The 23377-nt window shown below is 66.6% G+C and carries 24 protein-coding genes; 10 read left to right on the top strand and 14 right to left on the bottom strand.

All coding sequences use genetic code 11. The features are described from left to right. The first annotated feature begins 16 nt into the window (after positions 1 to 16). Complete coding sequence (locus ACX12D_RS01410; protein ID WP_459372641.1) at positions 17 to 826, top strand: polyphosphate kinase 2 family protein; 810 nt, start codon at positions 17 to 19, stop codon at positions 824 to 826. A 55-nt stretch (positions 827 to 881) separates the two neighbouring features. Here the strand turns inward: ACX12D_RS01410 and ACX12D_RS01405 are convergent, their stop codons facing one another. The 4 genes from ACX12D_RS01405 to pyrE all read right to left on the bottom strand — a co-directional run bounded on the left by ACX12D_RS01405 (position 882) and on the right by pyrE (position 4877). Continuing rightward, a complete protein-coding gene (locus ACX12D_RS01405; RefSeq protein WP_459372640.1) occupies positions 882 to 2234 on the bottom strand; it encodes a DUF3734 domain-containing protein in 1353 nt (450 codons plus the stop codon). Positions 2235 to 2373: 139 nt separating this feature from the next. Then, complete coding sequence (locus tag ACX12D_RS01400; protein ID WP_459372638.1) at positions 2374 to 3156, bottom strand: 3-hydroxybutyrate dehydrogenase; 783 nt, start codon at positions 3154 to 3156, stop codon at positions 2374 to 2376. A 106-nt stretch (positions 3157 to 3262) separates the two neighbouring features. Next, positions 3263 to 4003: an acetoacetate decarboxylase gene (locus ACX12D_RS01395; RefSeq protein ID WP_441640849.1), complete on the bottom strand. Its 741-nt coding sequence runs from the start codon at positions 4001 to 4003 to the stop codon at positions 3263 to 3265. A 184-nt stretch (positions 4004 to 4187) separates the two neighbouring features. After that, the gene (pyrE, locus tag ACX12D_RS01390; RefSeq protein ID WP_006162743.1) at positions 4188 to 4877 is read right to left on the bottom strand and encodes an orotate phosphoribosyltransferase; all 690 of its coding nucleotides are present in this window, start codon (positions 4875 to 4877) and stop codon (positions 4188 to 4190) included. Between the two features lie 30 nt (positions 4878 to 4907). Between pyrE and ACX12D_RS01385 the strand changes: the two genes are divergently transcribed. Further along, positions 4908 to 5684 carry an exodeoxyribonuclease III gene (locus ACX12D_RS01385; RefSeq protein WP_459372637.1) on the top strand — a complete coding sequence of 259 codons (777 nt, stop codon included), beginning with the start codon at positions 4908 to 4910 and terminating at the stop codon, positions 5682 to 5684. A gap of 24 nt (positions 5685 to 5708) precedes the next feature. On the opposite strand, the gene ACX12D_RS01380 is transcribed toward ACX12D_RS01385, so the two are convergent. After that, positions 5709 to 5870, bottom strand: coding sequence for a hypothetical protein (locus ACX12D_RS01380; RefSeq protein ID WP_459372636.1), 162 nt, complete (start codon positions 5868 to 5870; stop codon positions 5709 to 5711). A gap of 44 nt (positions 5871 to 5914) precedes the next feature. Between ACX12D_RS01380 and argC the strand changes: the two genes are divergently transcribed. Beyond that, positions 5915 to 6862 carry an N-acetyl-gamma-glutamyl-phosphate reductase gene (gene argC / locus ACX12D_RS01375; RefSeq protein ID WP_459372635.1) on the top strand — a complete coding sequence of 316 codons (948 nt, stop codon included), beginning with the start codon at positions 5915 to 5917 and terminating at the stop codon, positions 6860 to 6862. 104 nt (positions 6863 to 6966) lie between these two features. Here argC and ACX12D_RS01370 read toward each other — a convergent pair whose 3' ends face one another. Both ACX12D_RS01370 and ACX12D_RS01365 read right to left on the bottom strand, forming a co-directional pair. After that, on the bottom strand, positions 6967 to 7440 hold the full coding sequence (locus tag ACX12D_RS01370; RefSeq protein ID WP_459372633.1) for an excinuclease ATPase: 474 nt from the start codon (positions 7438 to 7440) through the stop codon (positions 6967 to 6969). 75 nt (positions 7441 to 7515) lie between these two features. Continuing rightward, complete coding sequence (locus ACX12D_RS01365; protein ID WP_459372632.1) at positions 7516 to 8514, bottom strand: M48 family metallopeptidase; 999 nt, start codon at positions 8512 to 8514, stop codon at positions 7516 to 7518. Positions 8515 to 8717: 203 nt separating this feature from the next. Here ACX12D_RS01365 and ACX12D_RS01360 point away from each other — a divergent pair, with 203 nt between their 5' ends. Further along, a complete protein-coding gene (locus ACX12D_RS01360) occupies positions 8718 to 9974 on the top strand; it encodes a muropeptide transporter (RefSeq protein ID WP_441640853.1) in 1257 nt (418 codons plus the stop codon). A gap of 163 nt (positions 9975 to 10137) precedes the next feature. On the opposite strand, the gene ACX12D_RS01355 is transcribed toward ACX12D_RS01360, so the two are convergent. Together ACX12D_RS01355 and ACX12D_RS01350 are read right to left on the bottom strand one after the other, a co-directional pair. Continuing rightward, positions 10138 to 10968 (bottom strand): acyl-CoA thioesterase, encoded by an 831-nt coding sequence (locus tag ACX12D_RS01355; protein WP_459372631.1) that lies wholly within the window; start codon positions 10966 to 10968, stop codon positions 10138 to 10140. A 97-nt stretch (positions 10969 to 11065) separates the two neighbouring features. Next, the gene (locus ACX12D_RS01350; RefSeq protein ID WP_459372629.1) at positions 11066 to 12010 is read right to left on the bottom strand and encodes a DMT family transporter; all 945 of its coding nucleotides are present in this window, start codon (positions 12008 to 12010) and stop codon (positions 11066 to 11068) included. Positions 12011 to 12131: 121 nt separating this feature from the next. Between ACX12D_RS01350 and ACX12D_RS01345 the strand changes: the two genes are divergently transcribed. Next, a complete protein-coding gene (locus ACX12D_RS01345) occupies positions 12132 to 13049 on the top strand; it encodes a LysR family transcriptional regulator (RefSeq protein WP_459372628.1) in 918 nt (305 codons plus the stop codon). 41 nt (positions 13050 to 13090) lie between these two features. Here ACX12D_RS01345 and metW read toward each other — a convergent pair whose 3' ends face one another. After that, positions 13091 to 13702, bottom strand: coding sequence for a methionine biosynthesis protein MetW (metW, locus tag ACX12D_RS01340; protein ID WP_416050247.1), 612 nt, complete (start codon positions 13700 to 13702; stop codon positions 13091 to 13093). Further along, the gene (gene metX / locus ACX12D_RS01335; protein WP_459372626.1) at positions 13699 to 14871 is read right to left on the bottom strand and encodes a homoserine O-succinyltransferase MetX; all 1173 of its coding nucleotides are present in this window, start codon (positions 14869 to 14871) and stop codon (positions 13699 to 13701) included. Before metX ends, metW begins: the two co-directional genes overlap by 4 nt. Before the next feature lie 357 nt (positions 14872 to 15228). Between metX and creB the strand changes: the two genes are divergently transcribed. From creB to ACX12D_RS01310, 5 genes are all read left to right on the top strand, one after another. Next, a complete protein-coding gene (gene creB / locus ACX12D_RS01330; RefSeq protein ID WP_459372625.1) occupies positions 15229 to 15927 on the top strand; it encodes a two-component system response regulator CreB in 699 nt (232 codons plus the stop codon). 41 nt (positions 15928 to 15968) lie between these two features. Then, positions 15969 to 17411, top strand: coding sequence for a two-component system sensor histidine kinase CreC (gene creC, locus ACX12D_RS01325; RefSeq protein WP_459372624.1), 1443 nt, complete (start codon positions 15969 to 15971; stop codon positions 17409 to 17411). 110 nt (positions 17412 to 17521) lie between these two features. Then, positions 17522 to 18952 carry a cell envelope integrity protein CreD gene (gene creD, locus ACX12D_RS01320; RefSeq protein WP_459372623.1) on the top strand — a complete coding sequence of 477 codons (1431 nt, stop codon included), beginning with the start codon at positions 17522 to 17524 and terminating at the stop codon, positions 18950 to 18952. A 16-nt stretch (positions 18953 to 18968) separates the two neighbouring features. Further along, entirely contained in the window at positions 18969 to 19526 is a 558-nt protein-coding gene (locus ACX12D_RS01315; RefSeq protein WP_459372622.1) for a metal-dependent hydrolase, read from the top strand. A gap of 103 nt (positions 19527 to 19629) precedes the next feature. Beyond that, on the top strand, positions 19630 to 20451 hold the full coding sequence (locus ACX12D_RS01310; RefSeq protein WP_459373897.1) for a DUF817 domain-containing protein: 822 nt from the start codon (positions 19630 to 19632) through the stop codon (positions 20449 to 20451). A gap of 53 nt (positions 20452 to 20504) precedes the next feature. Here the strand turns inward: ACX12D_RS01310 and slmA are convergent, their stop codons facing one another. Genes slmA through argB form a run of 3 tightly spaced genes read right to left on the bottom strand, consistent with a single transcriptional unit; the run spans position 20505 to position 23128 of the window. Continuing rightward, on the bottom strand, positions 20505 to 21164 hold the full coding sequence (gene slmA / locus ACX12D_RS01305) for a nucleoid occlusion factor SlmA (protein WP_043343042.1): 660 nt from the start codon (positions 21162 to 21164) through the stop codon (positions 20505 to 20507). Next, the gene (locus ACX12D_RS01300; protein ID WP_441640862.1) at positions 21161 to 22141 is read right to left on the bottom strand and encodes an HAD-IA family hydrolase; all 981 of its coding nucleotides are present in this window, start codon (positions 22139 to 22141) and stop codon (positions 21161 to 21163) included. Before ACX12D_RS01300 ends, slmA begins: the two co-directional genes overlap by 4 nt. A gap of 57 nt (positions 22142 to 22198) precedes the next feature. Next, the gene (argB, locus tag ACX12D_RS01295) at positions 22199 to 23128 is read right to left on the bottom strand and encodes an acetylglutamate kinase (RefSeq protein ID WP_006162725.1); all 930 of its coding nucleotides are present in this window, start codon (positions 23126 to 23128) and stop codon (positions 22199 to 22201) included. Positions 23129 to 23377: the final 249 nt, after the last annotated feature.

The following is a 23377-nucleotide window of genomic DNA, read 5'->3' as shown; positions in this document are numbered from 1 at the left end:
CCTCTATGGAGTGCCAATGTCGCTCGCCGATTTCCGCATCACCTCGGGCAAGAACTTCAGCCTGGCCGACTTCAACCCCGACGCCAAGCCGTTCTCCAGCGGCGACAAGGCCGCCGACCAGGCCCGCCTCATCGAACTGAGCACCCAGCTCGACGCGCAGCAGGACATCTTCTATGCCGAGCACCAGCGCAAGCTGCTGATCGTGCTGCAAGGCATGGACACCAGCGGCAAGGATGGCACCGTGCGCGGCGTCTTTCGCAGCTTCGACCCGCTCGGCATCCGCGTCGTCAGCTTCAAATCCCCCACCGCCGAAGAACTCGCGCACGACTACCTGTGGCGCATCCATGCCCAGGTACCGCGCGCCGGCGAGATCGTGGTCTTCAACCGCAGCCACTACGAAGACGTGCTGATCACGCGCGTGCACGAGTGGATCGACGAAGCCGAATGCGAGCGCCGCTACAAGCAGCTACGGGCATTCGAGACGATGCTGCTGGAAACCGGCACCACCATCGTCAAGTGCTTCCTGCATATTTCCAAGGACGAGCAGAAGGCCCGGCTGGAAGCGCGGCTGGCGGATCCGCAGAAGCACTGGAAGTTCGACCCGAAGGATCTGGAAGAGCGGCAGTACTGGAAAAACTACGAGACGGCCTATGAGGCCGCCATTGCCGCGACCAGCACGCCCGAAGCACCGTGGCATATCGTGCCCGCGAATTCGAAGACGCACCGGAACCTGATGGTGGCGGAGATCCTGATGGCGGTGTTCGAGAAATTGAAGCCGGCGTATCCGCCGGGAAAACCGGCATTGGCGAAGCTGAAGGTGGTCTGAGGCACCAGGGCAACGCGAAGGGACCAGGCCAGGCCGCCCCCCCCTTCGCGTTGGGTCAGGCATGCCCGTTGCCGCGATGGATATCGTGCGTGACAAACGGCTTCTCGTGCGTCGGCATGGCCAGCCACTCCGGATGTTTCAGCGTTTCCCGGATGTCGTCCAGCCCGCTGGTCCAGTGCTCGTTCATCGTCAGCAAGCCAAACTGATAATCCTTGGCGTTGCCTTCAAACGTCTTGTCGCGGTAGATCAGCTGGATCACGTTGCGGCGCGCATCGCATGCGTACTCCGCCGCCTTGCGGTACCAGTCGTTGTCACGCTGCCCCTGCGGCACCAGCGCCATCACTTCGCTCAGCATGCGCCGGTAGTTCTGCTGCTCGCTCATGTAATCCGTGATGGTGCGCGTGCGGCTGGAGTACTGGATGTCTTTCTGCCGCTCGGCCACGTCCAGCAGGTTGTGCGGCAGCTTGCCCCGCGCGCTCCACAAGTCGACCTGGAAGATCAGCGCGTCGCGCCGGGGCTGGGCCGTCAGCACCTCAGACAGCGGCGTGTTGGACACCAGGCCGCCATCCCAATAGAACTCGCCATCGATCTCCACCGCGGGAAAGCCGGGCGGCAATGCGCCGGAGGCCATGAAATGCTCGGCATGCAGCTTGCGCCGGGTGTTGTCGAAATAGGCGAAATTGCCGGTCCGCACATTCACCGCGCCCACCGACACGCGCATCTCGTTATGGTGCGAGTTGATGCGGTCAAAATCGGCAAAGCGCTCCAGCGTGGCCTTGAGCGGGCTTGTATCGTAATAGCTGGCATTGGCGGGGCCGCACTGGCGCTCCACCAGGCTGGACCACGGACGCGGCTGGAAGAAGCCCCGCTGCCCCTCGAAGATGGCACGCGCGGCCTCGATGCCGTCGAACCAGATGCGCAGCGGATCGGGCCAGTGCGCGGCGCCCTGGGCTGCCACCTCGTAGGGCAACAGGCTGGGCAGCCAGGGCTGCTGGCAGATGTAGTCCCAAAAGGCACGCAACTGCTCGACCCTGCGCTCAGGCGCATTGCCCGCGATCACCGCTGCGTTCAGCGCGCCGATGGAAATCCCGGCCACCCAGTTAGGCTGGATGCCCGCCTCGGCCAGCCCCTGGTACACGCCCGCCTGATACGAGCCAAGCGCGCCGCCGCCCTGCAGCACCAACGCCCTGACCGTGTATTCATGGTGAACCGGCCGCCTGCGGCCGGCGCCCTCGGGCGCAAGGTCCGGCGGCGCGCAGCCGCCGGGAGGCAGGAGGTTGGGCTCCGGCTCTCGTAGCGCTTTGGGCATTGGCGCCTCGCGATTGAGCGTAGCCGCCGCCGGGTTCGCTACCACGGCCGCCGCGGCGCTTTTTACAGCCTGCTTCGGCGTGCCCTTTTTCTGTGCCACTGTATTTTCCTGTGCCACTTTATCCAGCTTCTGCCGACGTCCACCTGCCACGACCCCTCCTTGATGACATTGCTTTCCGACTTTGCATGCGGCCATGCCGGCCGGGCGGCGGTACCGCCGCCCGGCCGCTTTTTGCCGCTTACTGCATGAACCAGCCGTGGCTCACGACAAAGGACTGCCCGGTCAGCGCCGCCGACGGGAAGGCGCACAGGAACAGCGCGGTCTGCGCCACGTCGTCCACGGTGGTGAAGACGCCGTCCACGGTGCCGCCGAGCATGACGCGGCGAATCACCTCTTCTTCGCTGATGCCAAGCTCCTTGGCTTGTTCCGGAATCTGCTTGTCGACCAGCGGTGTGCGCACGAAACCCGGACAGATCACGTGCGAGCGCACGTTGTACTCCGCCCCTTCCTTGGCCAGCACGCGCGCCAGGCCAAGCAGCGCATGCTTGGCGGCAACGTATGCGGACTTCAGTGGCGAGGCCTCGTGCGAATGCACCGAGCCCATGTAGATCACGGTGCCGCCGCGCTTGTCCTTGTACATATGCTGGAGCGCGGCCTTGGTGGTGAGAAAGGCGCCATCGACGTGGATGGCCTGCATCTTCTTCCAGTCGGAGAAGGCGTAGTTCTGGATCGGGTTGACGATCTGGATGCCGGCGTTGGAGATCAGGATGTCGATGCCGCCAAACGCCTTGGCCACCTCCTCGGTAGCGCTGTTGACCGCGTCCTCGTTGGTGACGTCCATCGCGACGGCGATGGCGCGCCCGCCGGCGGCTTCGATATCGGCGGCGGCCTTCTGCGCAGCCTCGAGATTCAGGTCGGCGATGGCGACCGCCGCGCCTTCCTTGGCCAGCAGGTCAGCAATGGCGCGGCCGATGCCGCTGGCAGCGCCGGTCACGATGGCGGATTTTCCTTGGAGCTTCATGGACGTTTCTCCTGTCTGGATGATTCAGGTTAGCCGGGCCGGCCGGATGGGCCGGGACCGATGGAAACCGATGGAAACCGTTGGAAATCGTTGGATGCGTGGCCGCTCAGGCCAGGTAGTCGAACACCACCTCGCCCAGCCCCAGGGTGAGGTCGGCAACGTAATGCTTGGCGCCGAGGACTTCCAGCACCGGAAGGCCAGCCACCGGCGCGAGCGCATGGGGCGACAGCGACAGCGCCGCCGGCCCGGTCCAGGCGCCTTTCATCTGCACGTCTTTCAGGAAGTAGCAGACCAGCTCGCAGATGCGAGCTGAGCCGTCCACGTGCGGAATGATCTTGAGCAGGTAGTTGGGCGTGCTCGCCAGCGCCAGGCCCAGCGCGTCCTTGTCGAGCTCGCGGTGCTTGTAGCCCATCGTGCCGGTGGCGACGCGCACCGGGCCATAGTCGAGGGTGCCGACCAGCGTATCGGTGTGAACCGCCAGCGTGGGGCTGGCCAGCTTCTTCGGAAAGCCCCATAGCTCGCGCCCGCCCGCCAGTGGCGGATGGTCGTCGAGGTACATCGCGTGGGTGTAGTTGCCGGGCTTGCCCTGGTAGGTGACGGGAATCACCTGGCCCGATTCGGTGTAATCGCCAAACCCGGTGGAGTCTGGCATGCGGATGAATTCGTAGTTGACCACCGCGTCGGCGATCTCGAGGGGTTCCGGCACCACCGCGCGCAACAGCTCGGGATCCGTACGGTAGGAGATGATGAAGAATTCGCGATGGATGAAGCGGTACGGCCCCATCGGATAGGCCGGATTGGTGAGCGGCATGGCGAATGCCTGCTCGCGGATCGTCTTGATGTCCATCGCCAGCCAACCTCCTGAAGAGATGCTGCGCCGCCTTGCCGGGCGGCAAGGCGAATCGCTGGCGTCCCAGGGTATCCGGGGGCCGGCCAGCGAGATCAGTCAGACCGGCGATTTTCCTGCACGGTTCCCTGTTATCTGCTGCATTGCGACAAAGAGTTGCAAGCGGCAGGCAACAGATTCCAGACTATACGCCGTAGCGCTGCCGATAGGCAGCCACTGCCTCGCGCGAGCCGCCCAGCGCGGGATCCTGCGATGCGTCCAGGTAAGCCAGCAGGTCCTTCAGGCTGGCGATGGAGATCACCGGCACGCCATATTCGCGCTGCACATCCTGCACTGCAGAATGCGTCCCGACCTGGTCGGCGGTGCCACTTTTTTCCATGCGGTCGAGCGCGATCAGCACTGCGGCCGGCTCCGCGCCAGCCGCGCGGATCATCGCCATCGACTCGCGCACCGAGGTGCCGGCCGAGATCACGTCGTCGATGATCACGACCTTGCCCTGCAGCTTGGCGCCCACCAGCGTGCCGCCCTCGCCGTGGTCCTTGGCTTCCTTGCGGTTGTAGGCGAAGCCGACGTCACGTCCGAGCCCGGCCAGCGCCACCGCGGTGGCGGACGCCAGCGTGATGCCTTTGTAGGCCGGCCCGAACAGCACGTCGAACTCCAATCCGGATGCCAGCAGGGTTTTCGCATAGAATTGCGCCACCTGGCCCAGCATCGCACCCTGGTTGAACAGGCCTGCATTGAAGAAGTACGGCGACTTGCGGCCCGCTTTGGTCACGAATTCGCCGAAGGACAGTACGCCAGCGTCGAGCGCGAAGCGGATGAAGGTCTGGCTCAGGTCGCCAGCGCCGGGCTGCGGCGTCGTCTGCTGCGTCATCTTTTCTCTCTGATTTCAAAATTTCCCGAGATGTTACGGATTATCAGCGCCAACCTCAACGGCATCCGCTCCGCGGCCAAGAAAGGCTTTTTCGAATGGATGGGCAAGCAGGACGCCGACATGGTCTGCGTCCAGGAGCTCAAGGCGCAGGCTGCCGACATGACGGAAGCGTTCCTGGCGCCACACGGCTACCACGGCTACTTCCATTATGCGGAGAAAAAAGGCTATAGCGGTGTCGGCCTTTACACGCGTCACAAGCCGGAGCGGGTGATCACCGGTTTCGGCGTCGACGAGTTCGATAACGAAGGCCGCTATGTCGAAGTGCAGTATCCGCACCTCGCCGTGATCTCCGTCTATGTGCCCTCCGGCTCCAGCGGGGAAGAACGCCAGCAGGCGAAGTTCCGCTTCATGGAAGCCTTCCTGCCCCACCTGCTGCAGCTCAAGGCCAGCGGGCGCGAGATCGTGCTGTGCGGCGACGTCAACATCGCCCACAAGGAAATCGACATCAAGAACTGGAAGGGCAACCTGAAGAACTCGGGCTTCCTGCCGGAGGAGCGCAGCTGGATCGGCGAGCTGTTCGACGTGCACGGCTATGTGGACGTGTTCCGCAGGCTGGACCCGCGCCCCGAGCAGTACACCTGGTGGAGCAACCGCGGCCAGGCCTATGCGAAGAACGTCGGGTGGCGCATCGATTACCATCTGGCCACGACGAAGATCGCCGAGACCGCGCGAGCCACGTCGATCTACAAGGACGAGAAGTTCAGCGACCACGCGCCGCTGTCGATCGACTACGATTTCCCGCTGTAACCGGTACGGCCGAGGGCGCACCGGCTACGCCGTGCGCACCTCTTCCAGCACTTCCAGCAGCGCCGAGACCGCGGGAACGATGCCCGTTTCGGCCTTGTCCATATCGGACACGTCGGGGCACGTCAGGGCACATCGCGCTTGTCCCGCACCAGTTCCCCCCAACGTAGTTACAATGCTGCTTCCCATCCGATTCCGGCATGGGACCTTTCGTATTTCCGAGTGAGTCCGCCATGGTTTTCAAAGTGTTCGTAGATGGTCAGGAAGGCACCACCGGTCTCCGGTTGCTCGACTATCTCTCCGGCCGTTCCGATGTGGAGCTGCTGCGTATCGCCGATGACAAGCGCAAGGACCCGGCCGAACGAGCACGCTTTCTGAATGCTGCCGACGTCGCTTTCCTGTGCCTGCCCGACGTTGCCTCCCGCGAGGCCGTGGCGCTGGTGACCAACCCCAATACCTGCGTGATCGACGCCAGCACGGCGTTCCGCACCACGGACAGCTGGGCCTACGGCTTGCCGGAACTCACGCGCGGCCAGCGCGAGAAGATCCGCACCAGCAAGCGCATCGCGGTGCCGGGCTGCCACGCCAGCGCCTTCCTGATGGCGGTGCGCCCGCTGGTGGAAGCCGGCGTGATGCAGGCCGACTACCCGGTCTCCGCGTTCTCGCTGACCGGCTACAGCGGCGGCGGCAAGCAGATGATTGCCGAGTTCGAAGCCGGCGGTAACCCGAAGCTGGACAGCCCGCGCCCCTACTCGCTTGGCCTCGCGCACAAGCACCTGCCAGAGATGCGCGTGCAGGCCGGCCTGGCGCAGGCGCCGATCTTCAACCCGATCGTCGGCAACTTCCTCAAGGGCCTGGCCGTGACGGTGCCGGTGTACCCGGATCGCCTGGCGCGCAAGGTCACGCCGGAACAGATCGCCGATCTGTACCGCAAGCACTACGAAGGCGAGCAGTTCGTGCGCGTGGTGCCGGTGGGCGACGAGGCCAACCTGGACGGCGGCTTCTTCGACGTGCAGGCCAGCAACGACACCAACCGCGTGGACCTGTTCGTGTTCGGCTCGGCCGAGCGCATCGTGCTGATGGCGCGCCTGGACAACCTGGGCAAGGGTGCTGCCGGCGCTGCGGTGCAATGCATGAACGTGCATGTCGGCGCGGACGAGGCGACTGGCCTGAGCGCCTGACACGCTCAAGCGCTAATGCGCTAATGCGGCGGCACCAGCCGCGCGCATGAAAAAAGCCGGCGATGGTTTCGCCGGCTTTTTTTCGCCCCGGGAAATCCCTTCGGTCAGATCCCGGCCTTGACCACGATGCCCTTGAGTGCAACGCCAAGGTAGGCGCTGCCCTTGGCGCAGACGTAGGTGCTGTCGCTGGCGGTCTCGTCGTCCTTCCAGTTGCTGCGGATATCGACCACGGCGTTGCCGCCTTCCTTGGTCGCGCGCTGCTGCAGTTCCTGCACCGCCTGGATGAAGATGGTGGCACACAGCTCCTCGTCGCCCGGCGGCGGCGGGCCACCGGTGGAACGGCTGTTGTCGATGGGCCGGCGCATGCGCTTGACCGTCTTGAAAGACTGGCCGTCCTGCGCGCCCGGCAGCTTGTTGAAACCGAACAGCAGCCTGATCGACGGGTCCACGCGTTCCTTGGCCCCCGGTGTCGCCAGCGCCTTGTCGATCGGCATGCTCAGCAGCTGGTCGGCCGCCTGCGCGCTGCCGCCTGCCAGCAACGCGCCGGCCATCAGGCTGAATCGCACCCAACGCTTCATGGTCTTCTCCTCATTGCCCCGGTTCGATGGTTTTATCGTACAGGATCCGCCATAAAGAGCGCCTCTCGGGCGTCTTTACTTTTTTAGTGGCTTTTGCCGGTCGTCGTCGCCGCTGTCGACCGGCGCGCCGCTCAGGTTGGCCATATTGGCCCGATAGGGCGGCAACTGGCCGACGTTGGAATCGATCGCGCGCGCGTAGAGCGGCAACACCTCGGGCAGGTGCTTCTCCAGCTCGGCGATGCGGGTGCGGCCCGACGGATGGGTGGAGAGGAACTCCGAGCCCGACTGCGCCGACGATTGCGAGACCGCCCCCATCTTTTGCCACAGCGACACGGCGGCGCGCGGGTCGTAGCCAGCACGCGCGGCGATGTCCATGCCGACCAGGTCGGCCTCGGTTTCGTCCGAGCGCGAGAACCGCAGCGTGAGCAGCTGCGCGCCGGTGCCCAGGGCCATATTGCCGAGATTGCCGAAGCCGAACAGTTGCGAGATCACGTTGGCGCCCAGGTTGGTGATCTCGGACTTGGCCGCCCGCTCGCGCGCATGCTCCTGCAGCGCATGGGCGATTTCGTGCCCCATCACCATGGCGACTTCGTCGTCGGTCAGCTTGAGCTGGTCAAGCAGGCCGGAGTAGAAGGCGATCTTGCCGCCGGGCATGCAGAACGCATTGACCTGCTTGGAGTTGATCAGGTTGACTTCCCACTTCCATTGCTTCGCGCGCTCGTTCCAGCGCGGGGTCTGCGGCAGGATGCGCTTGGCGATGGCGCGCAGGCGCACCAGTTGCGGGTTGTTGTCGCCGACCAGGGTCTTCTTGGCCTGCGCCTCCTCCTTGAGTTGCTCGTACTCCTGCGAGGCCTGCTGCTCGATGACCTCGACCGGCACGATCTGGCGGATGGACGCGCCGCCGCGTTGCACGCGGATGCCATCTTCAGCGTCCTGCGGCTGGGCCTGGCCCTGGGCCTGGACCGCGCTCATGCTCAGCGCGGCGCTGGCCGCCAGCGCCAGCGCGGCCAGTCGACGTGGCAACGCAATCCCGGCCCGCTGGTGGCGGTACTGACAACGCTGGCGATCGGACATGGACGATTCCTTGGATGCGGTTTTCGGCAAGCAGGGTGAGCAAGAGTTGATGCGGCCAGGATACAGTCCGGGCCCGGCGCATCCCGCGCATCGGGGCGGCGCTGACGGTAATGCAATAATACACGGCGCCCTGCCCAGCCTGATTGCCCCGATTGCCCCGATTGCCCCGATTGCCCCGATCGCCCCGCTTGCCATCCTGATTCATGACCTTTCAAGCCTATCTCGACATTTTCCGCAATCGCCGCATCGGCGCCATGCTCACGCTGGGCTTCGCGTCCGGGTTGCCGCTGGCACTCACCTCCGGCACGTTGCAGGCCTGGATGACGGTGGAAGGGCTGGATATCAAGACCATCGGCTTCTTCTCGCTGGTGGGCCAGGCCTATATCTTCAAGTTCCTGTGGGCCCCGCTGATGGACCGCTATACGCCGCCACTGCTTGGCCGGCGCCTCGGCTGGCTGCTGGTGACCCAGATCGGCCTGGTGCTGGGCATCGCGGGCATGGCCTTCTGCCCGCCGCACGAGGCGCTGTGGACACTGGCGGCGCTGGCCACGCTGGTGGCCTTCTTGTCCGCCTCGCAGGACATCGTGTTCGACGCCTATAGCACCGACGTGCTGCGCGCGCCGGAGCGTGGCGTGGGAGCGGCGGTCAAGGTGCTGGGCTACCGGCTGGCGATGCTGGTATCGGGCGGGCTGGCACTGTGGCTGGCCGACCGCGTGATGGGCTGGCAGCAGATGTACCTGCTGATGGCGGGGTTGATGGGCATCGGCATCGTCAGCCTGCTGTGGGCGCCCGAGGCGGAATCGCCGGCGCGCACGCCGCGCTCCATGGAGGAAGCCATCCTGGGCCCGCTGCGTGACTTCTTCTCGCGCCCGGGCGCCTGGTGGCTACTGCTGCTGATCGTGCTCTACAAGCTGGGCGATGCGTTTGCCGGCAGCCTGTCCACCACCTTCCTGATCCGCGGCGTGGGCTTTTCGGCCGGTGAAGTCGGCCTGGTCAACAAGACGCTAGGGCTGGCCGCCACCATTGTGGGTGCGCTGTTCGGCGGCACGCTGATGGTGCGCCTGGGCCTGTACCGCTCGCTGATGCTGTTCGGCATCTTGCAGGGGGTATCCAACCTCGGCTACTGGATCCTGGCGGTGACGCCACCGCACCTGTGGACCATGGGCGCCACCATCGCGGTGGAGAACCTCTGTGGCGGCATGGGCACGGCGGCCTTCGTGGCGCTGCTGATGACGCTGTGCAACCGCTCGTTCTCGGCCACCCAGTACGCGCTGCTCTCGGCGCTGGCCTCGGTCGGGCGCGTCTATGTTGGCCCCAGCTCGGGCTACCTGGTGGAGGCTTTTGGCTGGCCGGCGTTTTACCTGAGCACCGTGGTGGCGGCGGTGCCCGGCGTGGTGCTGCTATGGGCGATGCGCAACACCGTGCATCGCTACGAAGCCCGGGCCCGCGCCGCGGCCTAGCCCCCGGGTACCCGACACCCGGCAGCGCGAACGCTGACTCGCTCAGAGGCTGTTTCAAAATGAAGTGAAGCGGTTCTGGCCAGGCGCGCGGCCGCAGACAGTACAAGTCAAGCGGATCGGCCGAGGCCGCGCAACGACGCCAGCCTCTTCTGGAAATGGCCTCTTACTGCTTGTAGTAGACGATCTGGTGCGAGGTCGCGAGCAGTTCTCCCTGCGGGCTCCAGATCTGCGCGCTCTGGTCGAAGAAGCCTTGGCGGAACACCTGCGCCTGGGCGCTGCCCAGCACGTGGCTGTTGCCCAGCGCGGCCAGGGTCGGGGCATCGGCGTGGAAATACGTGGTCAGCGACACCGTGCCGGCCGGCACGAAACCGGCGCGCTTGAGGAAGATGCGCGGGTAGAAGGTGTCGCACCATGCCGCCATCGCGGCGAAGTCCGGCGTGCGCGCGGGCGCGTCGCGCAGCCAGAACTGGGTCACGCTGTCCGGGTTCTCGGTGCCGGCCTCGACATTCGGCTTGGCGCCGCGCACCGGCCGCATCTCATACGCATCCAGCCAGCGCACCGGTGCGAAACCGGCCATCGGGGCGACATCGCTGGCCGGCGGCACCTGCGGGAACGCGGCCTCGCCGCAATTCCAGGTCTCGCGGCGCACGGCGAAGAAGGCGGTGGCCGTGGTCGCCACTTCATCGCCCTGGCGCAGCTCGATGGTCCAGTGCTGGGTGTTGCGGTTGGTGCGCACCGGACGCGCTTCGATCACGAACGGCCCTTCGACGATCGGGCCGGCAAAGTTGACGGTCAGCGCTGACGGATCGCCCAGCCGCTCGGGATGCTGCAGCACGGCTTGCAGCAAGGTGGCCGCCGTGATGCCGCCGAAGGGGCCGATCATGTTCCAGTAGGCCGGCGTGGTGCGGCCGTGGAAAAGGTTGCCTCCCGCCGGCTCCAGCGCGATCGCGTGGTCGAAGGAATGGACGGTCTGGCTGGCTGGCGTGGCGGACATGTTGGGGACCAAAAAAGTACGATCGTTCGATAATACTGCAAACGGCGGACAGGCGCTGGCACCGCGTCAACCGGCCCCCCTCCAAACCGCCGCCGGGTCAGCCCCCCGCCCGCACCCGCCGCAGCGGATTCCAGCCGAGCTGGTTGCCGATCACCGCCAGCAGGATCAGCGCCATGCCAGCGAGCTGCAGCGGCGTGAGCACCACCCCGAACACCAGCACGTCAATCACGATGGCCACCAGCGGATAGACAAACGAGAGCGTGGCGATCGACAGCACGTTGAGGCGCTGGAAGGCGCCATACAGCAGCGTGTACATCACGCCGGTATGCACGAGGCCTAGCGCCAGCAATGCCCCCCAGGTCCGCCCGCCGAACGTCTCGACCGCCGGATGCGCCAGGGGGAACAGCATGACCACCCCCATCGCCATCTGCAGGCCCGCGATCTGCCCTGCCGGAATCCCCTTGAGGCGGCGCGTGGCCATGGTGGTGATGGCGTACAGCAGCGCCGCCAGCATCGCCAGCCCGACCCCGGCCAGCATGCCGCCGGTGGCGCCGCCGTGCTCCAGCCCGGTAATCAGCACCACGCCGCCGAAGGCCAGCACCAGCCAGGCAAGCCGCCCGGGCGCGATGGCCTCACGCTGGAACAGCGCCGCCAGCAGCAGCAGGAAGAAGGGCTGGGTGTGATAGACAACCGTGGACACCGAGATGCCACTGTATGAATAGGCGGAGAACAAGGCCAGCCAGTTGAGGATCAGCGTAACGCCACCCAGCGCCAGCCAGCCCCAGTCGCGGGCGCGCATGGGCTGCCAGCCGCGCCGCAGGGCCAGCGTGCCCAGCAGCGCGGCGCCGCCGAAGATGCAGCGGAAAAACACCACGTCCAGCGGTGACTGCCCGCTGGTCACCACGAACCAGCCGATGGTGCCCGACAGGGCCATGGCGGCCACCATGCGCCAGGCACCGCCCCGCCGGGCGGGTTCCGTGGCCTGCGAGGCCGGGGTGGCGGCCGGGGAGGCCACGGCGGCGCCAGATCGATCGATATTCATGGATGTCTCCTACGGAGCTTCGTACGCTTGGACGTCATTGTTCCATCGTGCAGTCAGGTCAACAATCCATCCAATAAGCAATTACTATTTGATCTCTGATCACAAATGCGAGAGCCAGCCCATGCCGGTCGCGCAACTCAACGCCATGGCCGTATTCGCCCGGGTGGTGGAATGCGGCAGTTTCTCCGCCGCCGCCCGCGAGCTTGGCATGACCCCCTCCGCCGTCAGCCGCCATGTGACGCGGCTGGAAGCGGCCATCGGCGGGAGCCTGCTGCAACGGACCACGCGCGCCTTCACCCTGACTGAGCTCGGACAGGCAGTGCACGCCGCCTGCGCCCGGATGGTGGCCGCGGCGCAGGAAGTCAGCACGCTCGCCAGCGACCACGGCGGCGCGCCGCACGGCCTGCTGCGGGTCAGCGCGCCGGTGGTGTTCGGGCAGGCCTGGCTGGCGCCGCGGCTGCCGGCCCTGCTGGACCGCTTTCCCGCGCTGGACCTGCAGCTCACGCTGGCGGACCGCCTGGTGGACCTGGTGGAAGAAGGCGTGGACGTGGCCATCCGCATTGCGCGCGAACTGGCGCCGGGGCTGGCGGCGCGGCCAATCCGCGCGGTGCGTTACCGGCTGGTGGCGGCACCCGGCTGGCTGGCGCGGCATGGCACGCCAGCCGAGCCGGCGGCGTTGGCCGGGCATCGCTGCCTCTACCTGGGCTATGGCGCTTTCGGCGAGCGCTGGAGCCTGCGGCGCAAGCGCGACGGGCAGACCGTGGCGCTGCGCATCCCGCCGAAGGTCACGCTCAACAACAGCGCGGCCATTGTCGCCATGGCGCAGGCCGGCGGGGGCATCGGGCTGGTGCCGGACTTCTCGGCCGCCGCGGCGCTGGCGTCAGGCAGCCTGGTGCCGGTGCTGGACGACTGGGAAATCCTCGAACCCTACGTGGGCACGGCCTTCGCGGTCTACACGCCAACCCGCCACCTGGCCCCCAAGGTGCGCGCTTTTATCGACTACCTGGTGGCGCAGGCCGCGCTGGAGACCGGCGGCTAGCGCGGCGGGCGGCTAAGGCGCAGCCCCCCGCCCTCGCCGGCTCAGGTGGCGCAAACCCGGTACACCGCCAGGCTGCCGCGCCAGTTCGAGCCCCAGTTGACCGTCACACCCTCGTGCATCACCACGCGGTCGAGGATGCGCAGGCCGACCTTGGACGCCAGCGATTCAAAGTCGCTGATGGTCAGCACCCGCACGTTCGGCGTGTTGTACCACTGGTACGGCAGCGCCTCCGACACCGGCATGCGCCCGCGAAACACCGACAGCCGGTGCGGCCAGTAGCCGAAGTTGGGGAAGGACACGATGCATTCGCGCCCCACCCGCAGCGTCTCGCGCAGGACCTGCGCGGTGTTGTGGATGGTCTGCAGCGTCTGCGACAGGATCACCGTATCGAAGCTCTTGTCCTCGAACAGCGCCAGGCCGCCTTCCAGGTTCTGCTGGATCACGTGCACGCCCTTCTGCGCGCATGCCAGCACGCCTTCATCCTGGATCTCGATGCCGTAAGCCTGCACGTCGAGCTCGTCCTGCAGCACGCGCAGCAGGCTGCCGTCGCCGCAGCCCAGGTCGAGCACGGTGGAGTTGGGCTCGATCCAGCGCGCGATGGCGCGGAAGTCGGGGCGCAGCGCCAGGATATTGGGGTTGGCCGCGGCATTCATGCGCCTATCTCCTCGGCGATGCGTTCGTAGTAGGCGCGCATCAGGTTGTGATAGCGCGGGTCGTCCAGCAGGAAGGCATCGTGCCCGTGCGGCGCATCGATCTCCGCGTAGCTGACCGGGCGCTTGTTGTCGAGCAGGGCCTTGACCAGCTCGCGGCTGCGATTGGGTGCGAAACGCCAGTCGGTGGTGAAGCTGGCCACCAGGAAGCTGGCCTGCGTCCGCGACACCGCGCGCGTGAGATCGCCGCCGAAGGCCAGCGCCGGATCGAAGTAGTCGAGCGCGCGGGTGATCAGCAGGTAGGTGTTGGCATCGAAGTACTCGGCAAACTTGTCGCCTTGGTAGCGCAGGTAGCTCTCCACCTGGAACTCGACATCGAAGGAGAAACGGATGTCATCGGTCTTGAGCTCGCGGCCGAATTTCTCCGCCATGTCCTCGTCGGACAGGTAGGTGATATGCCCGATCATGCGCGCCACGCGCAGGCCGCGCTTGGGCTTGACGCCGTGCGCGTAGTAGTTGCCGCCATGGAAATCGGGGTCCGACAGGATGGCGCTGCGCGCGACCTCGTTGAAGGCGATGTTCTGCGCCGACAGCTTGGGCGTGGAGGCCACCACGATGCAGTGGCGCAGCCGATCCGGGTACATCAGGCTCCAGGCCAGCGCCTGCATGCCGCCCAGGCTGCCGCCCATCACCGCCGCGAACTGGGTGATGCCGAACCGATCCGCCACGCGCGCCTGGGCATTGACCCAGTCTTCCACGGTGACCACCGGGAAGGTAGCGCCGTAGGGCAGGCCGGTGGCGGGGTTGGCACTCATCGGGCCAGTCGAACCGAAGCAGGAGCCGAGGTTGTTGACGCCGATGACAAAGAAGCGGTCGGTGTCGAGCGGCTTGCCCGGGCCGACCATGTTGTCCCACCAGCCGACATCGCGCGGGTCGTGCTCGTACACGCCGGCCACGTGGTGCGAGGCGTTAAGCGCGTGGCACACCAGCACGGCATTGGAGCGGGCGGCGTTGAGCGTGCCGTAGGTCTCGACCATCAGGTCGTAATCGGCGAGCGCGGTGCCGTTGCGCAGCTTCAACGGCTCGGTGAAATGCATGCACTGCGGCGCGACGATGCCGACCGAGTCGGTCGGCAGGGCAAGCGCGGCAGGAGGCGGAGCTACGTCTGTCATGGAATAAGCCCGTTGGCGAACAGGCGTAAAAAAACCCGACCGGCCTTGCGTGGACGTTGCCTGCGGATGACATCAAACCTGACATCAAGCACAGCATCAACGACGGCGCAGCCAAATCGGGTTTTGCACGGGTCTTGCGTCCCGCGTGCCGGTGCCTTGCGTGGCAGGGAACCGACCCACCTCTTTAGCCGCATTTATATTGGCTGCCGGAACCCCCAAAACCAATCCTCCAGGGGTTACCATGCCGCCGCGCGCCCGCAAGCCAGTCTTCAAATCGGCGCGACCCGCTTATTATAGAGCAAACAAACGCGCCGGCGGCGGCGCGCCGCCAGTCGCTAACCAAACACCAATCCAGCCTTGACGAAACCACCCAGCATCCTGGTCATCGAAGACGAATCCGCGATCGCGGACACCATCCTCTATGCGCTATCCACCGAGGGCATGACGGTCGAGCATTGCGCGCTCGGCAGCGCGGCGCTGGCGCGCCTGCGCGCGCAGGCGCCGGACCTGGTGATCCTGGACGTGGGCCTGCCCGACATCAATGGCTTCGAAGTCTGCCGCACGCTGCGCACCTTCTCCGATGTGCCGGTGATCTTCCTCACCGCGCGCAACGAGGAAATCGACCGCATCGTCGGCCTGGAGATCGGCGCCGACGACTATGTGGTGAAGCCCTTCTCGCCGCGCGAGCTGGCGGCGCGGGTGCGCGTGATCCTGCGGCGTGCCGGCAAGCGCGCAGCGCCGCAGGAGCCGGTGCAGGCCCCGGCGGCGCCCGAAGGCTTCACGCTCGATGCCGACGGCGCGCGCCTGGCCTGGCGTGGCCAGTGGCTCGACCTGACCCGCTACGAGTACCGGCTCCTGGCCTTGCTGCTGCAGCACCCCGGGCGCATCTATTCGCGCGCGCAGCTAATGGACCTGGTCTGGCACGACGCGGTCGACACCATCGACCGCACCGTCGACACGCATATCAAGACGGTGCGCGCCAAGCTGCGCGCGCTCGATCCCGAGTGCGATTCGATCCGCACCCATCGCGGCATGGGATATTCGCTCGAAAGCTGAGCCCCGCCTCCACCTGATTCACAACCCACCAACGGCCACGCATGCATATCGGGCTTCGCATCTTCCTCGGCTTCTTCCTGATCGTCGGGCTGGCGGCTTTCCTCACGCTGCGGGTGTTCGTGCAGGAGGTCAAGCCCGGCGTGCGGCAGGCCATGGAAGACACGCTGGTCGACACCGCCCACGTGCTGGCGGTGCTGGCCGCCGACGACATGAAGAACGGCCGCATTGCCAACGGCGCCTTCGCGCGCCGCCTGGCGCGGCTGCGCGAGGACAAGGTCGACGCCAACGTGTGGGGCATGCACAAGGATGCGGTGGGCTACCGCATCTACATCACGGACGAGCGCGGCATCGTGCGCTTCGATTCCGGCGAGGCAGCCGTGGGCGCGGATTACTCGCGCTGGAACGACGTCTACCGCACGCTGCGCGGCGAGTACGGCGCGCGCAGCACCCGCGCCAACCCCGACGACGACGCCAGCACGGTGATGCACGTGGCAGCACCCATCCGCGACGGCAACAAGACCATCGGCGTGCTGACCGTGGCCAAGCCCAATGTGACCATGGCGCCGTTCATCGAGCGCAGCCAGCGCAAGATCCTGCTCAACGGCCTGTTGCTGATGGGCGGTGCGTTCGTGATCGGCCTGGCCTGCACGCTGTGGCTGGTGCACGGCCTGCGCCGCCTGCAGCGCTACGCGCGTGCGGTGGCGTCGGGCGAGCGCGCCGAGATGCCGCTGCGCGGCGCCAGCGAGCTGGCCGAGCTGGGGCGCTCGGTGGAGAGCATGCGCCTGCGGCTGGAGGACAAACAGTACGTCGAGCACTATATCCACACGCTGACGCACGAGATGAAGAGCCCGCTGGCGGCCATCAGCGGCGCCGCCGAGCTGCTGCAGGAGGACATGCCGGCCACCGACCGCGACCGCTTCGTCGCCAATATCCGGCGGCAGGCGCAGCGGCTTGAGGAAATGATCCGCAAGCTGCTGGCGCTCGCGGCGCTGGAGCAACGCCAGAGCCTGGAGACCCACTCGCCGGTTGCACTGGAGCCGCTGATCGAGCAGTTGCTGCATGAGCTGGAGCCGCGCGCCCGCCAGCGCGACCTGACGCTGCGCTTGCTGCCGCCGGGCCCGCCCGCGGCGGTGGTGAGGGGCGATCCGTTCCTGCTGCACCAGGCGCTGGGCAACCTGCTGGAGAATGCCATCGACTTTGCGCCAGCGGCCAGCACGGTCGACGTGTCCGTGGCGCACGGCAGTGAGCCCGCCCACATGATCACCGTGCGCGTCACCGATCACGGCCCCGGCGTTCCCGACTATGCGCTGCCGCGCCTGTTCGAGCGCTTCTATTCGCTGCCGCGCCCCGGCGGACAAGACAAGAGCACCGGGCTGGGCCTGTGCTTCGTACGCGAGATCGCCACGCTGCATCACGGTGACATCACGCTGGCCAATCGCGCCGAGGGTGGCGCGTGCGCGACGCTGACGCTGCCTGCGGCATAGCGGCTTCACACTCAACACACAATCGCGCGGATCGCTTCACGCAGGCTTCCGCGGCGGCTCACATGGCAATCCTAAGCTAGTGGCATCGTCACTCCCGCGCGCCTGCCGCCATGAACCGAATCCTGTTTTTCAAATCCGCCATCACGGCGTTCCTGATCCTGCTGATCCTGATCCCGCTGCACCTCGTGGGCAACGCCGTGCAGGACCGCAAGCACTACCGCGAGGAAGCGGTGCGCAGCGTCTGGCAGAGCTACTCCGGCCCGCAAACCCTGACCGGCCCGGTGCTGGTGCTGCCGTACAAGGAGATCCTGCGCGTGACGGACAGCAGCGACCCCAAGCGGCCGAATGCCACCGTGCTGCAGGCGGAGGCCGGGCAGCTGCTGGTCTTCCCCACCACGCTGCGGGTCAAGGGCGAGGTCACGCCGAGCGAGCGCTACCGCGGCATTCACAAGGTGCTGGTGTACGAGATGCAAAGCCGCTGGCAGGGCACCATCGCGCTGCCCGATCCGGCCGAGCTGCCGCGCTCGGTTGGCCACGTCGGCTTTGAGGTGGGCCAGCCGTACATCACGATCGGCATCAGCGACACACGCGGCCTGATGGCGGCGCCTGCGTTCGAGCTGGACGGCAAGCCGCTGAAGCTGGAGCAAGGCGCACTGCTCAAGAGCCTGTCCCAAGGCCTGCACGCCGAGATCGACCTGCCGCCCGCCAAGGCCGCCAGACCCGGCCTGGATGGCAGGTCCGCACAGGCACAGCGCGTGGTGCCGTTCTCGCTGACCTTGCCGCTGCTGGGCGCGCAGTCGCTGGCCTTCACCCCGGTGGGCGAGCAGAACGATATCTCGCTCGATTCCGCCTGGCCACATCCGAGTTTCGACGGTGACTTCCTGCCCCGCACCCGCAGCGTGACCGCGCAAGGCTTTCGCAGCAACTGGAGCGTGACCTCGTACAACACCAAGGCTCGCGGCCAGCTCGCTGGCTCGGGCGACGGCACGCTGGAAACGGTGTCAGTGACGCTGATCGATCCGGTCAACATCTACCTGCAGGCGGAGCGCGCGGTGAAGTACGGCGCCATGTTCGTGCTGCTGACCTTCGCCGGCTTCTTCATGTTCGAGCTCGTCAAGCGCCTGCGCATCCACCCGATCCAGTACCTGCTGGTCGGCCTGGCGCTCGCGGTGTTCTTCCTGTTGCTGCTGAGCCTGTCCGAGCATATCTCGTTCGCGCTGGCCTACCTGGCGGCCAGCGGTGCCTGCATCGGGCTGCTGGGCTTCTACCTGTCGTTCGTGCTGCAGAGCTGGCGGCGCGGGCTGGCCTTTGCCACGCTGCTGACGGTGCTGTACGGCGCGCTCTATGGCCTGCTGCTGTCGGAAGACAATGCGCTGATGCTGGGCTCGCTGCTGATGTTCGTCATCCTGGCCGCCATCATGGTCATGACCCGGCGCATCGACTGGTATGCCGCGGGCGCCGCATGGCAGCCGCTGCGCGACAAGCCTGCCGCCCCGGCCGGCGAAGAAGACGCCGCCGCCTCGGCGTCGGCATCGGCCTGAACGAAGGCGCAACGCCATGCCAACCTACCTTCATTGCGCCCCGCCACTCGCGCTGGCGGCCGTGCTGGGACGGCGGCGGGTGCCGGCCGGCCTGCTGCTCGCAGGCGTCGCGGCGAGCATCGTGCCGGATGTCGACATGCTCAACGTCTGGTACGCCGGGGTGCGCTACAACACCTTGCTGGGCCACCGCGGCCTGACCCACTCGATCGGCTTTGCGGTGGCGCTGGGCCTGCTGGCCGCGCTGGCGGCGCGGCGCTGCGGCTGGCAGCGCGGCATCGCGTTCCTGTTCGTCGCGCTGAGCACGGTGTCGCATCCCTTGCTGGACCTGCTGACCGACCGCGGCATCGGCACGGCGCTCTTCTACCCGCTGACGGAGCAGCGCGTGACCTTGCCATGGCGGCCGCTGCCGCTGGCCGGCGCTGGCCTGTTTGGCGCTGCGCGCTTCTGGCTGGAGTGTGCGTGGATCGGCCTGCCGCTGCTGGCGTTCGCCGCGTTCGGTGCTGCGCTGCGCCGCTGGTGCGATCGCATCAGGCCTGTCGGTCGCCGCGTGCCGGTGCGCGCCTGTGCGGACTGACGCCAGCATGACAACCACGGCTACACGTATGCGCGATTCGCTCGGCCCGCGCCCTGGGCCGCACTACGGCCATGGCCTCGCGCAGAACCGGCTCGACCGTATCCTGACCGCGCCACGCCCTGGCCTTGCGCTGACCGGCGCGCGGCGCGGGCTGTGCGAGTTCCTGGCGTTCGGCGTCAAGGAGGCGCGATCCTGCCTGTTCGCGGGGCTGTTCTTTCTCTGCGTGTTCGCTGTCCCGCGCGGCGGCTTGCTTGGCATCCCGCGCTACGATCTCCTGCTGGCGGCCGCGCTCGGCATTCAGGCGGCAATGGTATGGGCGCGCCTGGAAACGCTGGACGAGCTCAAGGCCATCAGCCTGTTCCACGTCGTGGGCTTCGCGCTGGAGGTGTTCAAGGTCTCGGGCGGCATCCAGTCATGGAGCTACCCTGACTTCGCCTACACCAAGGTGCTGGGCGTGCCGCTGTTCTCGGGTTTCATGTACGCGGCGGTGGGCAGCTACATCGTCCAGGCCTGGCGCATGCTGGACGTGAATGTGCGCCATCACCCGCCGTACTGGATGGCTGGCCTGATGGCGGCGCTGGTCTACGCGAACTTCTTCACCCATCACTTTATCGGCGACTACCGCTGGTACCTGGCTTGTGGCATCGCCGGGCTGTACGCGCGCACCACCGTGCGCTTCCGCCCGCTGGACCGCGAGCGCGAGATGCCGCTGTTGCTGGCCTTCGTGCTGATCGGGCTGTTCGTCTGGATCGCGGAGAACATCAGCACGTTCTTCGCGGTATGGCACTACCCCAACCAGCTTGGCGCGTGGTCGGCGGTGCATGTGGGCAAGTGGAGTTCCTGGTCCCTGCTGATCGTGATGACGTTTACCATCGTGGCCAACCTGAAGCACATCAAGGCCAGCATCCATGTGCCGGCGGCCTGAAAACGAGAAAGGGCAGGCGCAAGCCTGCCCTTGTCCATGACCGCCGGCGCAGCCTAGCCGAGCAACACGCGCAATTGCGCGTCCGCGTTCTCGCTGGGCAGTTTGCGAAAGCCGCTCTTGGCATAGCGATGCCACTGCCCCTGCACGGTCGCCACGATCAGCGCGGCGCGCACCGGCACATCGGCGTCGGGCGGAAACGCACCTTGGCTGATGGCGATCTTCAGGCACTGCCGCAGCGAGGCCTCGATCCGGTCCACTACCTGGTTGATGCGCTCCTGCAGGCGATCATGCTCGCCCACCAGCGCTTCGCCGGTCAGCACGCGCGTCATGCCGGGATTCTTCTCGGCAAAGGACAGCAGCATGCGCACCACGGCGTGCGCCTGGCGCAAGCCATGCTCTTCCTGGGTGGTGATCTGGTTGATCAGTCCGAAGACGGTCTGCTCGATAAAGCCGATCAGGCCTTCGAACATCTGCGCCTTGCTGGCGAAATGGCGGTACAGCGCCGCCTCCGATACGCTGAGCTTGGCAGCCAGCGCCGCGGTGGTGACCTTTTCCCCGCGCGGCACTTCCAGCATCCCGGCCAGCGTCTGCAGGATCTGCACCCGCCGCTCGCCTGGACGCGGGCGTTTGCGTGCCGGCGCCCCGTCCGCGCCTGCGCCCTGCCCGGCAGCGGCCGGAGCCGCACCCGATGGGTGCCCGTTACTGTGCATCATGACCCGATTCTCCGCATTCGTCGTTGGAGTTGATGCATGGATTGTACTTTTACGTCCACATAGCCGGGGCGATTTACGATCCGCGCCCGCACACGCGGCGCCGATGCCGGCAGCGCCTGCGGCGCTGTCGTGCCCGACGCCAGTGCGGGTGGATCCTGCGTTTCGGCCGCCACCAGCGTCACCGAGTGTTCCTGCGCGGCGTGGCCGGCGTGCTGCCGGTCCTCCGCGTCCAGCGTGCTGCGCAGCACGGCGTCGCCGCTGGCGCCCGCCACGGCGGCGCCCGCGGGCATTGGCACGTCGTGCGGACGCGATGGCGCCAGCGTGCGCAGGTAGCCCGTCACCCAGGCCGTGCGAATGCCCGTGCCCGCGTAGCGCTTGAGGTGAGACAACGTGTCTTCCACCAGCACCGCGCGGTGCGGCGCCACCCGCTGCTGTACCAGCAACCGGCGCAGCATGCGCCGGTCCGGCTTGGGCCGCAGATGGCCGTGCACCCACATGTCCTCGATGGCGACCACCCGCTCGAAACACGGTTGGATGCCAGCCACCTTCATGACCGCGCGCGCGTATTGCTCCGGCGCGTTGGTCACCAGGATCTTGCGCCCGGGCAGGCGGCGCAGGTGGCCGACCAGGCCGCGCTGCACCCGCACCATCTCCGCCAGCTCGGGGAAATCATGCGCGGCGCGCAGGAAGTCGGCCGGGTCCACGTTGTGGTGGCGGATCATGCCCAGCAGCGTCGCGCCATAGCGCTGCCAGTACTTCACCCGGACCTCGCTGGCGGTGGCCTCGTCACTGCCCAGCACGCGCGCGACATACGCCGTCATCAACTGGTTGATGGCGGGAAAGATCGCATGCGACGCGTCGTGCAGCGTGTTGTCGAGGTCGAACAGCCAGACCGTGCGGCCGGAATTGTCGCCCGCGGGGCGGCGTCGGCGCGCACCGCGCAGGCTGCGGCGCAAGGGCGGGGAAATAGAGGGCACGGGGGAAGAAAAAGAAGTGGAGCGGCAGCGCGCGGCGCGCGCTGCCGTAGATGCGTTCTAGTGCGAACGGATCATGGTACCGAACGCTTGTTCGGTCAGGATTTCAAGCAGCAGCGAGTGTTCGATGCGGCCGTCGATGATGTGTACCGAATTCACGCCGCTCTTGGCCGCGTCCAGCGCTGACGAGATCTTGGGCAGCATGCCGCCGGAGATGGTGCCGTCCGCGAACAGTTCCTCGATCTCGCGCGCCGACAGGTCGGTCAGCAGGTTGCCGGCCTTGTCCATCACGCCCGGGATGTTGGTCATCATGACCAGCTTCTCGGCCTTGAGGATCTCGGCCATCTTGCCCGCCACCACATCGGCGTTGATGTTGTAGGCCTGGCCGTCGTCGGAAAAGCCGATCGGCGAGATCACCGGGATGAAGGCGTCGTCCTGCAGGGCCTTGACCACCGCCGGGTTGATCGCCTCGATATCGCCCACGAAGCCGATGTCGATGAAGGCGCCGGGGCTTTCGCGGTCCGGCATCTTGAGGCGCTTGGCGCGGATCAGGCCGCCGTCCTTGCCGGTCAGGCCCACGGCCTGGCCGCCATATTGGTTGATCAGCATGACGATGTCCTGCTGCACTTCGCCGCCAAGCACCCATTCGACCACTTCCATGGTCTCTTCATCGGTGACGCGCATGCCCTGGATGAACGTGCCGACCTTGCCGACCTTCTTCAGGGCTTCGTCGATCTGCGGGCCACCGCCGTGAACCACGACCGGGTTCATGCCGACCAGCTTGAGCAGGATCACGTCGCGCGCGAAGCCGTGCTTGAGCTTTTCCTCGGTCATCGCGTTTCCGCCGTACTTGACCACAATGGTCTTGCCGTGGAACTTGCGGATATAGGGCAGCGCCTCGGCAAGGATTTCGGCCTTGAGGGCTGGGGCAATTGCGGCCACCGCGGTAGCGGCAGGCCCAGGGGTGTCGGCGTTCATGGCAAGGGACATCCGTGAGATTCAACAGGTATCATGGCAATTCTGACCGGCGGTGAGCCAATGGTTATGGGGCTTTTTACCCCGAATAGGCCACCTCCGGCCGCGGCAGGCGCCGATTTTACAAGAAACCGCGGCGCACGCGTGCAGACGGTGGTGCAGCGGGGGGTCAAAACCGGTGCATGCGTACTGCGGCGCACCATGGCGTTCTATCCACGCAACAGTTGTCCGACAGTAGTCCAACAGTCGCATCGCCACCGAATA

It is taken from the genome of Cupriavidus sp. PET2-C1 (genome assembly GCF_054515855.1).
This window is presented reverse-complemented; position numbering and strand designations above follow the sequence as displayed.

Coding starts and splice junctions, on each gene's coding strand:
- ACX12D_RS01315 (WP_459372622.1), top strand. CDS start 18,969: ATGCCAACCTACCTTCATTGCGCCCCGCCACTCGCGCTGGCGGCCGTG.
- ACX12D_RS01350 (WP_459372629.1), bottom strand. CDS start 12,010: ATGAATATCGATCGATCTGGCGCCGCCGTGGCCTCCCCGGCCGCCACC.
- ACX12D_RS01410 (WP_459372641.1), top strand. CDS start 17: ATGTCGCTCGCCGATTTCCGCATCACCTCGGGCAAGAACTTCAGCCTG.
- ACX12D_RS01380 (WP_459372636.1), bottom strand. CDS start 5,870: ATGGGAAGCAGCATTGTAACTACGTTGGGGGGAACTGGTGCGGGACAA.
- metW (WP_416050247.1), bottom strand. CDS start 13,702: ATGAATGCCGCGGCCAACCCCAATATCCTGGCGCTGCGCCCCGACTTC.
- ACX12D_RS01360 (WP_441640853.1), top strand. CDS start 8,718: ATGACCTTTCAAGCCTATCTCGACATTTTCCGCAATCGCCGCATCGGC.
- ACX12D_RS01395 (WP_441640849.1), bottom strand. CDS start 4,003: ATGGACATCAAGACGATCCGCGAGCAGGCATTCGCCATGCCGCTCACC.
- argC (WP_459372635.1), top strand. CDS start 5,915: ATGGTTTTCAAAGTGTTCGTAGATGGTCAGGAAGGCACCACCGGTCTC.
- argB (WP_006162725.1), bottom strand. CDS start 23,128: ATGTCCCTTGCCATGAACGCCGACACCCCTGGGCCTGCCGCTACCGCG.
- creC (WP_459372624.1), top strand. CDS start 15,969: ATGCATATCGGGCTTCGCATCTTCCTCGGCTTCTTCCTGATCGTCGGG.
- ACX12D_RS01370 (WP_459372633.1), bottom strand. CDS start 7,440: ATGAAGCGTTGGGTGCGATTCAGCCTGATGGCCGGCGCGTTGCTGGCA.
- creD (WP_459372623.1), top strand. CDS start 17,522: ATGAACCGAATCCTGTTTTTCAAATCCGCCATCACGGCGTTCCTGATC.
- ACX12D_RS01385 (WP_459372637.1), top strand. CDS start 4,908: ATGTTACGGATTATCAGCGCCAACCTCAACGGCATCCGCTCCGCGGCC.
- ACX12D_RS01365 (WP_459372632.1), bottom strand. CDS start 8,514: ATGTCCGATCGCCAGCGTTGTCAGTACCGCCACCAGCGGGCCGGGATT.
- metX (WP_459372626.1), bottom strand. CDS start 14,871: ATGACAGACGTAGCTCCGCCTCCTGCCGCGCTTGCCCTGCCGACCGAC.
- ACX12D_RS01345 (WP_459372628.1), top strand. CDS start 12,132: ATGCCGGTCGCGCAACTCAACGCCATGGCCGTATTCGCCCGGGTGGTG.
- ACX12D_RS01355 (WP_459372631.1), bottom strand. CDS start 10,968: ATGTCCGCCACGCCAGCCAGCCAGACCGTCCATTCCTTCGACCACGCG.
- pyrE (WP_006162743.1), bottom strand. CDS start 4,877: ATGACGCAGCAGACGACGCCGCAGCCCGGCGCTGGCGACCTGAGCCAG.
- slmA (WP_043343042.1), bottom strand. CDS start 21,164: ATGATGCACAGTAACGGGCACCCATCGGGTGCGGCTCCGGCCGCTGCC.
- ACX12D_RS01400 (WP_459372638.1), bottom strand. CDS start 3,156: ATGAAGCTCCAAGGAAAATCCGCCATCGTGACCGGCGCTGCCAGCGGC.